At 72.2% G+C, this 13,309-nt stretch carries 12 protein-coding genes; 5 read left to right on the forward strand and 7 right to left on the reverse strand.

Going from position 1 to position 13,309, the window contains the following annotated elements:
- Positions 1–8: 8 nt before the first annotated feature.
- Entirely contained in the window at positions 9–1,013 is a 1,005-nt protein-coding gene (locus NI26_RS11715) for an AraC family transcriptional regulator (protein WP_081984986.1), read from the reverse strand.
- A gap of 61 nt (positions 1,014–1,074) precedes the next feature.
- On the reverse strand, positions 1,075–2,016 hold the full coding sequence (locus NI26_RS11720) for a sugar-binding transcriptional regulator (RefSeq protein WP_066658541.1): 942 nt from the start codon (positions 2,014–2,016) through the stop codon (positions 1,075–1,077).
- Positions 2,017–2,245: 229 nt separating this feature from the next.
- On the opposite strand from NI26_RS11720, the gene NI26_RS11725 reads away from it, so the two are divergent.
- Positions 2,246–3,988 carry a glycerol-3-phosphate dehydrogenase/oxidase gene (locus NI26_RS11725; RefSeq protein WP_066655480.1) on the forward strand — a complete coding sequence of 581 codons (1,743 nt, stop codon included), beginning with the start codon at positions 2,246–2,248 and terminating at the stop codon, positions 3,986–3,988.
- Between the two features lie 197 nt (positions 3,989–4,185).
- Here NI26_RS11725 and NI26_RS11730 read toward each other — a convergent pair whose 3' ends face one another.
- Together NI26_RS11730 and ykgO are read right to left on the reverse strand one after the other, a co-directional pair.
- Positions 4,186–4,842, reverse strand: a complete 657-nt coding sequence (locus tag NI26_RS11730; RefSeq protein WP_066655482.1) for a histidine phosphatase family protein — start codon at positions 4,840–4,842, stop codon at positions 4,186–4,188.
- A gap of 27 nt (positions 4,843–4,869) precedes the next feature.
- Positions 4,870–4,992, reverse strand: coding sequence for a type B 50S ribosomal protein L36 (gene ykgO / locus NI26_RS11735; RefSeq protein ID WP_058743312.1), 123 nt, complete (start codon positions 4,990–4,992; stop codon positions 4,870–4,872).
- Positions 4,993–5,052: 60 nt separating this feature from the next.
- Between ykgO and NI26_RS11740 the strand changes: the two genes are divergently transcribed.
- Positions 5,053–6,090: a GTP-binding protein gene (locus NI26_RS11740; RefSeq protein ID WP_066655485.1), complete on the forward strand. Its 1,038-nt coding sequence runs from the start codon at positions 5,053–5,055 to the stop codon at positions 6,088–6,090.
- A gap of 225 nt (positions 6,091–6,315) precedes the next feature.
- Here the strand turns inward: NI26_RS11740 and NI26_RS11745 are convergent, their stop codons facing one another.
- Positions 6,316–7,818 carry an MFS transporter gene (locus tag NI26_RS11745; protein WP_066655492.1) on the reverse strand — a complete coding sequence of 501 codons (1,503 nt, stop codon included), beginning with the start codon at positions 7,816–7,818 and terminating at the stop codon, positions 6,316–6,318.
- Between the two features lie 189 nt (positions 7,819–8,007).
- Here NI26_RS11745 and NI26_RS11750 point away from each other — a divergent pair, with 189 nt between their 5' ends.
- A complete protein-coding gene (locus NI26_RS11750; protein WP_066655496.1) occupies positions 8,008–8,544 on the forward strand; it encodes a DinB family protein in 537 nt (178 codons plus the stop codon).
- 135 nt (positions 8,545–8,679) lie between these two features.
- Here the strand turns inward: NI26_RS11750 and NI26_RS11755 are convergent, their stop codons facing one another.
- Both NI26_RS11755 and NI26_RS11760 read right to left on the reverse strand, forming a co-directional pair.
- A complete protein-coding gene (locus tag NI26_RS11755) occupies positions 8,680–9,645 on the reverse strand; it encodes a sugar-binding transcriptional regulator (RefSeq protein WP_066655499.1) in 966 nt (321 codons plus the stop codon).
- Between the two features lie 52 nt (positions 9,646–9,697).
- Complete coding sequence (locus NI26_RS11760; RefSeq protein WP_066655502.1) at positions 9,698–10,516, reverse strand: GolD/DthD family dehydrogenase; 819 nt, start codon at positions 10,514–10,516, stop codon at positions 9,698–9,700.
- A gap of 142 nt (positions 10,517–10,658) precedes the next feature.
- Between NI26_RS11760 and NI26_RS11765 the strand changes: the two genes are divergently transcribed.
- Entirely contained in the window at positions 10,659–11,834 is a 1,176-nt protein-coding gene (locus NI26_RS11765; RefSeq protein ID WP_066655504.1) for a zinc-binding dehydrogenase, read from the forward strand.
- 19 nt (positions 11,835–11,853) lie between these two features.
- Positions 11,854–13,179, forward strand: a complete 1,326-nt coding sequence (locus NI26_RS11770; protein WP_066655506.1) for an MFS transporter — start codon at positions 11,854–11,856, stop codon at positions 13,177–13,179.
- The last annotated feature ends 130 nt before the right edge of the window (positions 13,180–13,309 follow it).

Here is a 13,309-nt window from a genome sequence, read left to right on the forward strand (position 1 = left end):
CCGGGTGGTCAGTGCGCGCGGAGCGACTCGCTCGGCAGCTCGCCGAAGCGGGCGCGGTAGGTCGCCGAGAACCGGCCGAGGTGCCCGAACCCCCAGGCGCGAGCGATGTCCGCCACGCTGGTGTCGTCGCGGTCACCGCGGAGCAGGTCCCCCCGGGCGCCGTCGAGCCGCACGCTGCGCAGCAGGTCACCCGGCGTCTGGTCGAGGTGCCGCCGGAGCGACTGCTGGAGCCCACGCGGACTGAGCCCGGCCGCCGCAGCGATCTCGGCGGTCCCGATGGCGTCCCGCGCGTGGGCGTGCACGTACTCGAGCGCCAGCCGCAGTCGGGCGTGCTCCGGACCGTTGCCGGTGACCGTCGACTGCCAGCGCTCGCGGTGCGGGAAGGCGTCGACCGCCGCGGTCACGAAGGCGTCGACGATGCTGCGCCGTGCCGCCGGGCTGAGGTCGTTGTCGCTGTGCAACCAGGTCGACGAGTGCGCGCGCACGACCGACTGCCAGGTGCGCACGCCGTCGGCGGTCGGACGGTGCATCGCGTCGAACGTGAAGTCGGCATCGCCCACGAGCGACCTGACGTGCGCCTTGTCGAGCTGCACCAGGTTCAGCCCGATGTCGCGGTGGTGCAGTTCGTACGCATCGGGCAGGACCACGGGCACGCCGGGCTCGAGGTCGATGCTCCGGCCGCCGAAGGTGAGGGTACTGGACCCGGACCGCAACCACGCGACGAGGACCTGGTCGTCCACGACGCTCTCGGTCCGGAGGTCGACGAGGAACCGGGCCGTCCGCAGGGACAGCAGCCCGTCGCTCACCCCCGCGAAGTCCCACTGTGGGCGCTGTCGGGTCCGTCGGACCCGGGGCGCCCGGAAGTCGTAGTCGCCGGTGAAGAACGACAGGGCTTCATCCACGTCGGTGCCGGCGATGCGGCGGAAGGAGCGGCCGTCCGTCGCGGTCGCAGGTGCCGCCGGGACGGCGCCGTCGGACTCCACCCGATCGGGGTTCTCGTGAGAAGGCACCATGGACCAGAACCTACGGGGCACCACCGACAAAGTAGGTCGGCACCTGACCCAAGCGGAGCGGTCAGGGCTGCAGGATCGCCTGCCCGACGCTCTCGTCCAGGATGAGGTCGGTGACCAGCCCGGCCGCGAGCGCACCCTTGAGCGACGCCGCCTTCGAGCGCCCGGCCACCACGCAGACCCGACGCGGCGCCCGCTTGATCGTGTCGAGGTCCGGCGCACCGGCCCGGGTGTTCACGCCGATGTCCTTCCACGAGCCGTCGGCGCGGTAGAACACGGTCGAGACGTCCCCGACGACGCCGGCCTCGGTGAGCTCGTCGCGGTCGGACGGGTCGAGGTACCCGCCCGAGTACACGTGCGACGGCACCGGCGCCTGCGGGGCACCGACGCCGAACACGACGAGGTCCATCCGCTCGTGCAGGTCGAGGACGCGGCGGATCGAGCGCTCGCGGAACAGCGCCTCCTTCGTCGCCGGGTCGTCGAAGAACGCCGGCACCGGGAACTGCTGCACGAACGCGCCGTACGCCTCGCCGAACCGGCGCAGGATCTCCGACGCGTAGACGATGCCCGTGGTGCGGGTGTTCGCGGCGCCGTTGATCTGCACCACGGTGGACCCGTGCGTCGTCTTCGGCACCAGGTAGCGGCTCACCGCGCTGACGGTCGATCCCCACGAGATGCCGATCACCATGTTCGACTCGACGTACTGCGTCAGGATGCGCGCCGCGGACAGCGCCACCCGCTCCAGCCGGTCCACGTCGCTCGTGTGGTCCGGCACCGGCACGACGTGCGCGTGAACGCCGAACCGCGCGCGGATGTTGCGACTGAGCGCGGCGGCCTGGTCGAGGGGCGAGCGGATCTGGATGTCCACCAGCCCGGTGTCCCTGGCGTACTTCAGGAGGCGCGACACCGACGAGCGCGAGGTCCCCAGCTCGTCGGCGATGGCGTCCATCGTCAGGTCCTGCAGGTAGTACAGGTGCGCGGCGCGCAGCGCCTGCTGCGTTCGCATCGGCTGCGCTGCGTCACTCACGGAACCGAGCATGCACGGACGTGCAGGGCCTCTGCAACCCCTGTCGCGCCTCCCGGCCGTCGCCCCCGCACCCGCAGCGGCGTCGCGAGCCGCCCCGCCGACCCGGTCGACACGTGTGCTGCACGTTCGTGCACGCAAGTTGCCCGCCCTCCCACACAGGCGCACCATCGGAGGAGTCCCACGGAACCGACCAAGGAAGCGACGCACCATGTCGAAGAAGACGCAGCCCCGGAAGACGGTCAGCGCGCTCACCGAGCGCCCGAACGCACAGGTCCTCATCGTCGGTGGCGGCATCAACGGCATCGCCACCTTCCGCGACCTCGCCCTGCAGGGGGTCGACGTCGTGCTCGTCGAGCGCGGCGACTACGCCGGCGGGGCCTCGGCCGCGTCGAGCCACATGATCCACGGTGGCATCCGGTACCTCGAGAACGGCGAGTTCCGTCTCGTGCGCGAGAGCGTGCAGGAGCGCAACGGCCTGATCCGCATCGCGCCGCACTACGTGAAGCCGCTGCAGACCACGATGCCGATCTTCTCGACGTTCTCCGGCATCATGAACGCTCCGCTGCGCATGCTCACCCACAAGCAGCGCTCGACCAAGGAGCGCGGTGCCGCGCTCATCAAGATCGGCATGACGATCTACGACTCCTTCTCGCGTGACGGCGGCTCGGTGCCGAAGCACCGCTTCCTCACCAAGAAGGCCGCGCTGGCCGACATGCCGGCACTCAACAAGGACCTCAAGTACACGGGCACCTACTACGACGCCTCGGTGCACGAGCCGGAGCGCCTGGCGCTCGACGTGCTCAAGGACGGCCTCGCCGCCGCGCAGGGCACCGGCAGCGCCGCGACCGCCCGCGCCGTCAACTACGTCGAGGCAGCCGGCACCCGTGACGGTGGCGTCGTCCTGCGTGATCTGGAGACCGGCGAGGACTTCGTGTTCACCGCCGACGTCGTCGTGAACGCGTCCGGCCCCTGGACCGACCTGACGAACCAGGCCTTCGGCGGCGAGACGAAGTTCATGGGCGGGACGAAGGGTTCCCACATCGTCGTCAAGAACGACGAGCTGCTCGAGGCGACCAAGGGCCGCGAGCTGTTCTTCGAGAACAACGACGGCCGCATCGTCCTCATCTACCCGCTCAAGGGCCGGGTGCTCATCGGGACGACGGACATCGACGCGGACCCGTCGAAGCCGGTGACCACGACGGAGGAGGAGATCGACTACTTCTTCGGCCTGGTGAAGCACGTCTTCCCGCAGATCGAGGTCACCCGCGACCACATCGTCTACAGCTACTCGGGCATCCGCCCGCTCCCCCGCCACGAGGACACCGCCCCCGGCTTCGTGTCCCGCGACTACCGGATCGTCGACACTCCGATCGCCGGCCTCCCCGACACCACGGTGCTGAGCCTGGTCGGTGGCAAGTGGACCACGTTCCGCGCCCTGGCCGCGCACCTGTCGAGCGACGTCACCACGAAGCTCGGCACCGCCCGGAAGGTCGACACGACCGGCATGGCGATCGGCGGTGGCAAGGACTTCCCGACGACCGACGCGCAGCGGGCGCTGTGGATCAAGTCGCACCGTGACGGCCTCGACGAGTCCGTCGTCGAGGGGCTGCTCGAGCGCTACGGCACCCGTGCGGCCGAGGTCGTGGACGTCCTCACCGACGGCCCGGTCGTGCCCCTCGAGTCCGACCCGTCGCTCACGCGGGCCGAGGTCGCGTACTTCGCGCAGCACGAGCAGGCGGTCCACCTGGTCGACGTGGTGCTCCGACGCACGAACCTCGCCTTCGTCGGCGGCGTCACCATCGACCTGCTCGACGAGCTGGCGGACGTGCTCGCCGACACCCTGGGCTGGGACACCGAGGAGCGCGCGGACGAGGTCCAGCGCACGCTCGACGTCCTGCGCGAGTCGCACGGCGTGATCGTGCCGCTGCACACGACGGCGCAGCCCGCGTAGTCCACGCGAGCGCAGACGGACGGGAGGCGCGGTGCCGGCTGGCACCGCGCCTCCCGTCCGTCGCGTGGTCACGCACCCGCGCACCGCTCGGATCACCAGACGCCGCCGTCCCGCCGAGACGCCGCCGGATCGGGCGGCGTCTCGCTCGACTGCGGGCGTCTCGAGTCGACGCCGGCGTCTCGGGCGCGGCTCGGCCGTCAGAACGCGTCGCCGGTGGGGTCCTGCGCCGTCCGGTCGATGAGGTCCTCGCCACCGACTGGCTCGCCCTCCCAGTCGACCAGGCGCCAGCCGTCCTCGAAGGACCCCTCGACCTCGACGATCCCGGTGTTCTCGAGGTGCCGCTTCGTGCCGAACTCGTCCGGGGTGTTCTGCGCGACCGCGCTGGCCCAGGTGCGGATCGCCGCGCCGTGGCTGAACGCAGCCGCGACCTCGACCCCGGTCGCGAGGATCTGCCGCACGGCGTCGTCGTAGCGCGCGAAGAAGTCATCGCCGCTCTCGGCACCGGGCATCCGGCCCGCGCGGTCCCCCGCCGACCAGCCGTGCACGGTCGAGATGTAGAGCTGCACCGAGGTCCGGTCGTGCTTGCCCTGCAGGTCGCCCGCCTCGATCTCACGGAGCCCCGGCAGCACGACGGGTTCGAGCCCGAGCGCCGCAGCGAGGGGCGCGGCGGTGTGCTGCGTCCGGACCATGGACGAGACGAAGAGCCGCTCGATCCCGCGGTCGGCCAGGGCCGCGGGCAGCGCGTCCGCCTGCTGCTGCCCGAGCTCGGTGAGCCCGGGCCCGGGCACCTCGGCGTCGAGGACACCGTTCACGTTCGCGGGGGTCTGGCCGTGCCGGATGAGCAGGAGTCGCATGACCCCACCCTACGGACGGCCGGTGACCTACCCCTGGCGGGCCTTCCAGCGTGGGTCGCGCTTGTTGATGACGTACACGCGACCGCGGCGACGCACGATCTGCGAGCCGGGGATCTTCTTGAGCGCCTTGAGCGAGTTGCGGACCTTCACGGGGGTCTCCTTCCTGCACCGGCTCCTTGTTGAGAACGGTTGTCATGTAGGGTACTCGACATGCGCCCCGCAGCAACCACCCTCGTCACCGCCCTGCACGATGCCGACGCCGTCCGTGTCGCCGGCAGGATCAGCAGCGGCCACCGCATGCACGTCGCCGGCAACGCCCTCGCCGCGGCCCGGGGCATCGCCGCGCGGCGCGACCAGCTCGACCGCGTGTGCGGACCCGACGCCGACCACGACCTCGTCGTGACGCTGGCGCCCGAGGTCGACGTCCGCGCGGTCGGCATGATGCTCGCGAACGCCGCGCGCTCGGAGACCGGGGACGACCGGATCCTGCGCCACGTGGTCGCCGTGCTCCGCGCGGACGACGTGGCCCACCTGCTCTGGTCCGACGTGGACGACGCCTTCGTCGCGGCCGAGCGGGTGGTCTCCGTCGTCGAGTACGCCACGGTGATCGCGCTCGACCGGGTCGAGCCGCTGTCCGGGCGACGACGTCGCGCCCTCGTGTCCCTCCTCCACCGCATGGCACCGCACGCGGTGATCGTCGCCGCGCCCGCCGTGCGCAGCGCCCTCGACCTGCCGGCGTCCAACGGCGGCGCAGCACGGCTGCTGGCCTCGGGGGCCGGGTGGATGCGCGCCCTGTCGTCCGACTCCGGCCGGACCGACACCGGGCGCGGTCCGCGGGACGACCTGGTGACCGTGCGGTACCGGGAGCCCCTGCCGTTCCACCCGGGGCGGCTCGCCGACGTCATCGCCGACGACCTCGCGGCGGGGGCGAACGGCCGGGTGCTGCGCTCGAAGGGCTTCTTCCGACTGGCGTCCCGGCCGGACCACGTCGGCTCGTGGTCGAGCTTCGGCGCGATGCTGGCGCTCGACCCGACCGCGAACCCGTCGTGGGACGAGGACGCACCGGTCGGTCAGGCGATCTGGTTCGTCGGCGAGCGCCTCGACGTGCACGCCGTCGAACGCGCGCTGGACGGTGCGCTCCTCACCCCGGCGGAACTGCTCGCCGGGCCCGACGTGTGGCGTCGGTGGCCGGACCCGTTCCCGGTGTGGCCGGCGCTCGACCCGTCGCACGAGCACCGGCACGACTGAGCACCGCGGACGGCCGCCGGCGCGGGCACCGGCGGCGGCACCGACGGCGGGGCACTGCTCGCCAGGGACGTGGGAACGCCCGGAGACGCGGGTGACGCGCGAACCGCGACGTTGCACGCGTCGATCGACACGTGCAACGTCGCGAACCTGGCACCTGGAACCGCGCGTCGGGCGCCGCGCGCCGCCCCGGGCCCCGGTCACCCGGCGCCGGTCAGCCGCACACCGTCAGCGCTCGGCGGCTGCTTCCGCCCGGTCCTGCGCCGCGAACGGCAGGTCCCCCAGGTCGAGGTTCGGGTTCGTGTCCTGCGTGAGCACGAGCTCGCGGGCCTCGTCCTCGGACTCCACCGCGGGCATCGACCCCGGCAACGGGCGCTGCGACGACTCCCGCATGCAGAACACACCGACCGCTCCGACGACGCTCATCGCGACGAGGAAGTACGCGGGCGCCAGCTGGTCCCCCGTGGCCGTCAGGAGCGCCTGCACGATGAGCGGCGTCGTCCCGCCGAACACCGCGATGGCGATGTTGTAGGCGAAGCCCATGCCGCCGTACCGCGTCGACGTCGGGAAGAGCGCCGGCAGCGACGCTGCCTGGTTCGACACCCACAGCGCGGTCATCAGCGCCAGCAGCCCGAGCCCGGCGAGGGTCGACCACTGCGCGCCGTGCCCGATGAGCAGGAAGGCGGGGACGGCGAGCACGACGGTCGTCCCGGCGCCGATCCACATCACGGTGCGGCGACCGATCCGGTCGGACAGCCGTCCGGCGACCGGCAGCATCACGGCGAGCAGCACGAGCACGGGGATGGTGAGCAGCGTGCCGTCGATCGCGGAGTAGCCGAGCGAGTCGGTGAGGTACGTCGGCATGTACGAGGTCAGCGCGTAGCCGACCGTGTTCGATGCGCCGACGAGCATGATCGCGATGACGATGGGGCGCCAGTGGTCGCGCACCATGACGAGCACGTTCGCCGGTCGGCCGCCCGCTGCGGCCTCGCGGTCCGACGCGGCGGCCTCCTGCGCGGCCTGGGTCGCCTGGAACACCGGCGACTCCTCGATGCGCAGGCGGAACCAGATCGCGACGACGCCGATCACGCCGGCGAGCAGGAACGGCAGGCGCCAGCCCCAGGCGGTCATCGTCTCCTCGCCCAGCGTCACCTGCAGCACGGTCACCACGGTCGCACCGAGCGCGAAGCCCATGTAGCTGCCGAAGTCGAGGATGCTCGCGAAGAAGCCGCGCCGACGGTCCGGGGCGTACTCGGTCACGAACGTGGTGGCCCCGGCGTACTCACCACCGGTCGAGAACCCCTGCGCGAGCTTCAGCACGACGAGCACCACCGGAGCGACCGCACCGATGGTCGACCACGCCGGCAGGACCCCGATGAGGAAGGTCGACGACGCCATCAGGATCAGCGTCGTGGCGAGCACCTTCTGACGTCCGAGCCGGTCCCCCAGCCGCCCGAACACGATCCCGCCGAGGGGCCGCGCGACGTAGGTCGCCGCGAACACCCCGAGACTGAACAGGATCTGCACCGACGGTTCGGCCGTGGGCAGGAACACCCGGCCCATCGTGACCGCCAGGTAGCCGTAGACCCCGACGTCGTACCACTCCATCGTGTTGCCGACGACCATGCCGCTGACGGCCCGGCGCATCATGCTCCGGTCGACCACCGTGACGTCACTGACGCGCAGACGTCGGGGTAGTCGGGTGCTGGTACTGCTGGGGTCGGAACCCATTCGCGATCTCCTCGTGGTGGGGCGGGCCGGTCGGTACCGGCCCGGGACAGCCAGCAACGCTAGGGAGCACGGGGCCGGGCACTGCCACGGGATTCACAGGGAACGGCGTGTCACCCGGACGGGGGTCCCGCCCGATCCGCATGCCCGTGCCGATGGGGCGCGAGGTCACGAGCCGGTAACGTCTGCCCCATGGCGATCCGACCGGACACGAAGAACTGGACCTGGGTGATCGGCGCGGCGTGCCCCGAGTGCGGCTTCGACGGCGCAGCCCTCGCCTTCCGCGACGTCCCTGCCGTGATCACGGAGAACACGGCGGCCTGGCCGGAGCAGCTCGCCCGTCCGGACGTCCGGCAGCGCCCGGACGACCACACGTGGTCGCCGCTCGAGTACGGCGCACACGTCCGCGACGTCCACCGGAAGATGACCGAACGCCTCCGCCTCGTGCTCTCCGAGGACGGCCCGGCCTTCGCGAACTGGGACCAGGACGCCACCGCCGTCGAGGAGCGGTACGGCGAGCAGGACCCGGCGGTCGTCTCCCGCGACCTGACCGAGGCGGCTCGCGACGCCGCGGCCGCGTTCGCCGCGGTACCGGACGACGCCCTCGGGCGGACGGGCCGGCGGTCGGACGGCAGCGTCTTCACGGTCGCGACCCTCGCGACCTACTACGCGCACGACCCGGTGCACCACCTGTGGGACGTCCGCAGGACCGCCCGCACGACCGACTGACGGTCGGGACACGGGACGGACGGGAGGCGCGGCACCGGCCCGCACCGCGCCTCCCGTCCGTCGACGGTGCCGTCCCGACGGCGGGCGGCACGCGCACGGGCGACGCGGCCGAGGGTGCCGCTGTGCGCGGCCGGGTCAGGCGAGCGCGTCGAGCAGGGCGCGCGCGGTCGCGGCGTCGGTCACCAGCTCGTTGACCATGCCGGCGCGGACCGCGCCGACGATGCTCGGCACCTTCGCCGCCCCCACGGCCACACCGACCGCGTGCGGGACGCCGGCCAGGACGTCGCGCGAGGTCCGGACCATGCGCTCGCTGCCGGGGAACTCGATCGGCGAGCCGTCCGCGGCGAAGAAGTTGAGGCAGACGTCACCGGCGGCCTGGTCGAACACGGCGTCCTCGACCGGGATCCCCCGTGCCAGCGCGTCGCGGGTCGGGGTCGGTGCGCCGACGCCGAGGATCGCACCCTTGGCCCGCCCCCACAGCCCGACCACGTGCTGGAAGGCGGGGTCCTCGTCGAGGGTGGCGCGCATCGCGGCGGACGGCAGGGCCTGCGCGAAGAGGAACGCCGGGATCGCACCGGAGTGCTCGGCAGCGGTCCGCGTGATCTCGTTCGTCTGGAACCAGGGCATCGGGTCCGCCTGGCCGCCCACCGTCGGGACGATCTGGACCCCGGCCAGCGGCGGCATCCCGGCGTGTGCGACGTCGTACACGGTGCGACCGGAGGACATCAGCACGGCGTCGCCGGGCGTGAGCCCCATGCCCTCGACCGCGGTCGCGATGGGGGCGGCCAGGTCGGCGCCGAGCGTCGCCTGGTGCGTCACGGCGGCCAGGTGCACGGCTCGGAGTCCGAGCACGACCTGCAGGCGCTCGGCCAGTGCGACGGTCTCGTCCTGGAAGGGGTCCACGACGTCGATCCGGACGAGTCCGGCGCGGCGGGCCTCGGCGACGAGACGGCTGACCGTGGGACGGGAGACCCCCAGGCGCGACGCGATCTCGACCTGGGTGGCGTCCTCGAGGTAGTACATCCGCGCCGCCTGGTACACGGTGTCGAGCGGGAAGCGGGCCCGGGCCCCCTCGGCGCCGGTGGTGCTCTCGGAGGACATGCTGCGGACCCTTCGGATCGGTCGGACACTCGGATCGTAGTCCGACCGGGGGTCACCGGATCGTGAACCCGCCGTCCACGCGCAGGTCGGCGCCGTTCACCATCGCGGCACCGTCGCTCGCCAGGAACAGCACCGCGGCGGCGATCTCGGCGGGGGTGGCGAAGCGACCGGTCGGGATCTCGTCCTGGTGGCGGAGCCCCGCCTCGTTCGCCCAGGCCGCCCGGCCGAGGTCGGTGAGCACGACGGTCGGCGAGACGGTGTTGACCGTGACCCCGCGTCCGCCCCACTCGAGTGCGAGCACCCGGGTCAGCCCGAGGACGCCGGCCTTCGACGCGCAGTACGCCGCGTGCCGGTCGAGGCCGACGTGTGCCGCCTGCGATGCGATGTTCACGATCCGACCGCTGCCCGCCGCGAGCATGTGCCGCCCGACCGCCTGCGCCAGCCGGAAGGTCCCGGTCAGGTTGACGTCGAGCGTGCGCGCCCACGCGCCGCCGTCCAGGTCCTCCGCTGCGTCGAGCGCGACGATGCCGGCGCAGTTCACGAGCACCTCGATCGACCCGGCGGCGTCGACGACCTGCTGGACCGTCGCCGAGACGGAGGCGTCGTCCGTGACGTCGCAGGCGAGCCCGAGGTGCGCACCGGTGGGGACGTCGGGCAGCCCGGCGGCTGCAGCGGCCGAGGCGTCCGTCCGGACGTCGACGATCGCGACCCGGGCCCCGCGCGACGCGAACGCGTGGGCGATCGCGTTGCCGATGCCGGACGCCCCACCCGTGACGACCGCCGTGCGGCCCGTCAGGTCGTTCGTCAGGTCGACGGAGTCGGGGCCCGGTCGGAGTGCGGCGGCGAGGTCGGTCTCGGTGGCGGTGGTCATGGTCGCTCCCTTGCGATGCGCGGTCGTGGTGTCGGAACGATAGCAGAAATTGTGTTCTGGACATCTGTTCCCGACCGTGTACAGTCGTCGCCGAACCATCGGAACGGGCACACCGCCCGGCTGACCAACGGAGGACCAGCTCATGTCGACGACGACGACCGAGACCCCGGCGCAGGGCGACGCGCACCGCGAGATCCCGACCACGATGCGTGCCGTGGTGGTCCACGGTCCGGGCGATTACCGACTCGAGGACCGTCCGGTCCCGCAGCCCGGACCGGGTGAGCTCCTGCTCCGCACCGACGCCGTCGGCATCTGCGCGAGCGACCTGAAGTGCTACCACGGCGCGGCGAAGTTCTGGGGCGACGAGAACCGCCCGGCATGGGCGGAAGCCGACCGGATCCCCGGCCACGAGTTCGTCGGGACGATCGTCGCCGGCGCCGACGACGCGCTCGCGAAGCGCGGTGTGGCACTCGGCGACCGCATCGCCTGCGAGCAGATCGTGCCGTGCTGGGAGTGCCGCTACTGCCTCGAGGGCGCCTACTGGATGTGCAACGTCCACGACATGTTCGGCTTCAAGGGCTTCGACGGCGCGATGGCCGAGTACGTGCTCGTGCCGAGCGGGGCCCTGACGCACCCGGTGGACCGCGCGCTGCCGGGCCAGGTCGCCGCCTTCGCGGAGCCCCTCTCCTGCGCCTTCCACGCCGTCGAGCGCGGCGACATCCGGTTCGGCGACACGGTCGTCATCGCCGGCGCCGGTCCGATCGGTCTCTCCGCGATCGCCGGCGCCCGCCAGAAGAACCCGCTGCGGATCATCGCGCTCGACGTCGTCGACGAGAAGCTCGCGCTCGCCCGCAAGGTCGGCGCCGACCTGACGATCAACATCGCACACGAGGACGCCGTCGCCCGGGTGAAGGAGCTCACCGACGGCTACGGTGCCGACGTCTACATCGAGGCCACCGGCCACCCGTCCGCGGTACCGCAGGGCCTGAACCTGCTCCGCAAGCTCGGCACGTTCGTCGAGTACTCGGTCTTCAAGGACGCCGTATCCGTCGACTGGTCGATCATCTCCGACGACAAGGAGCTCGACGTCCGCGGGGCACACCTCGGTCCGCACACCTGGCCGGCGGCGATCAAGCTGCTCGAGTCCGGCATGCTGCCGATGGACGAGATCTGCACGCACCAGTTCCCGCTCGAGGACTTCCAGCAGGCACTGGACCTGGTCGGCGACTCCGCCGGTGCGTCCGTCAAGGTGTCCATCATCCCGTCGCTGTCCGCACCGACCACGTCCGCGCCGACCACGTCCGTCGCGCGGGCCTGACACCCGAGGAGCCCCCGCGATGTCGACGACGACCGCGCGCACCACCGCCTCCACGCCCACCGCCGGCCGGTCCGAGGGCCGGCTGGACCGGATGGGGATCCCCCGTCCGCTCGCCCTCGGCTTCGTCGCCGTGCTGGTCTTCATGACCGGCAACGGCGTCGAGTCGAACTTCATCACCCCGCACATGGTCGCGGTGCTCGGCAGCCCCGAGGCCACCGTGGCGACGATCGTGACGTTCTACAGCCTCGCCGCCCTGATCGGCAGCTACGTCTCCGGCGCCCTGTCCGACCTGGTCGGTCCGCGCCGGGTGATGATCCTCGGCTTCGCCGTCTGGGTCGTCTTCGAGGTGCTGTTCCTGCTGGCCCTGGAGGTGCAGAGCGTGCCGTTCGCCGCCGTCGCGTACGCCCTGCGCGGCTTCGGCTACCCGCTGTTCGCGTTCGCCTTCCTGGTGTGGGTGAACATCACGACGCCGGTGGAGCGCAACGGCTCGGCCGTCGGCTGGTTCTACGTCGCCTTCACCGGTGGGCTGCCGACCCTCGGCTCGCTGTTCGCCATCGGGGCGATCCCGGTGTTCGGCGGCGGCACGGTCGGCGAGGCGGGCGCGATGGTCGCATCGATCGGCCTCGTGGTCGTGGGCTTCCTGATCATGCTGTTCGGCGTCCGCCTGCCCAACGGCTTCACGCGGATCGCACCCGCCGGTGAGAGCGCCTGGCGCGTGATGACGAGCGGGATCCGCCTCACCGCCACCCGGCCGAAGATCCTGATGGGCTTCCTCGTCCGCCTCATCAACACCGCGCCCGAGTTCGGCATGTTCGTCGTGCTGCCCGCGATCATCGCGAACGACCGCGGGTGGGGCCAGAGCCGCTGGCTGCTCATGACCGTCTGCGTCTACGCGACGAACATCCTGGTCAACGCCCTGTTCGGATGGGTCGGCGACCGGATCGGTTGGCAGCGCACGGTGAAGTGGTTCGGCATCGTGGGCTCGGCGACCGGGCTCGTCGCCTGGTGGTACGTGCCGCAGCTCGTGCCCGCGGGCTCCGACTGGGGCTACGTGCTCTCGGTCGTCGCCGGCTGCGTGTTCGGCTGCCTGCTCGCCGGCTTCGTCCCGATGGGCGCGATCATGCCCGCGCTCGCCCCGGAGCACAAGGGTGCCGCGATGGCGATGTACACCACCGCTGCCGGTGGCGCGGCGTTCCTCGGCACCGGCGTCGTCGCCGCGGTCTTCGCGCTAGGCGGCGGCGGCCAGGCGGTGACCTGGACCTTCGTCGGCCTCTACGCCTGCGCCTTCGTGATGATCCACTTCCTCGACGTGCCCCAGGGACGCCCGCACCGCGGCACCCGCTGAGGCCCGCCGAGCCGACCCCGGGCGGCGGTGGCCGTCCCACCGCCGCCCGGCCCCCCGACCCGTCCCCTCCGTCCCGACCGACGCACCCGGTCGTCCGACCCGATCCTGACCCCATCCACCGGACCCCGGT

The sequence above is a fragment of the Curtobacterium sp. MR_MD2014 genome (assembly GCF_000772085.1).
Lineage (GTDB): Bacteria > Actinomycetota > Actinomycetes > Actinomycetales > Microbacteriaceae > Curtobacterium.

Coding starts and splice junctions, on each gene's coding strand:
- NI26_RS11745 (WP_066655492.1), bottom strand. CDS start 7,818: ATGGGTTCCGACCCCAGCAGTACCAGCACCCGACTACCCCGACGTCTG.
- NI26_RS11765 (WP_066655504.1), top strand. CDS start 10,659: ATGTCGACGACGACGACCGAGACCCCGGCGCAGGGCGACGCGCACCGC.
- NI26_RS11755 (WP_066655499.1), bottom strand. CDS start 9,645: ATGTCCTCCGAGAGCACCACCGGCGCCGAGGGGGCCCGGGCCCGCTTC.
- NI26_RS11750 (WP_066655496.1), top strand. CDS start 8,008: ATGGCGATCCGACCGGACACGAAGAACTGGACCTGGGTGATCGGCGCG.
- NI26_RS11720 (WP_066658541.1), bottom strand. CDS start 2,016: ATGCGAACGCAGCAGGCGCTGCGCGCCGCGCACCTGTACTACCTGCAG.
- NI26_RS11770 (WP_066655506.1), top strand. CDS start 11,854: ATGTCGACGACGACCGCGCGCACCACCGCCTCCACGCCCACCGCCGGC.
- NI26_RS11730 (WP_066655482.1), bottom strand. CDS start 4,842: ATGCGACTCCTGCTCATCCGGCACGGCCAGACCCCCGCGAACGTGAAC.
- NI26_RS11725 (WP_066655480.1), top strand. CDS start 2,246: ATGTCGAAGAAGACGCAGCCCCGGAAGACGGTCAGCGCGCTCACCGAG.
- NI26_RS11715 (WP_081984986.1), bottom strand. CDS start 1,013: ATGGTGCCTTCTCACGAGAACCCCGATCGGGTGGAGTCCGACGGCGCC.
- NI26_RS11760 (WP_066655502.1), bottom strand. CDS start 10,516: ATGACCACCGCCACCGAGACCGACCTCGCCGCCGCACTCCGACCGGGC.
- NI26_RS11740 (WP_066655485.1), top strand. CDS start 5,053: ATGCGCCCCGCAGCAACCACCCTCGTCACCGCCCTGCACGATGCCGAC.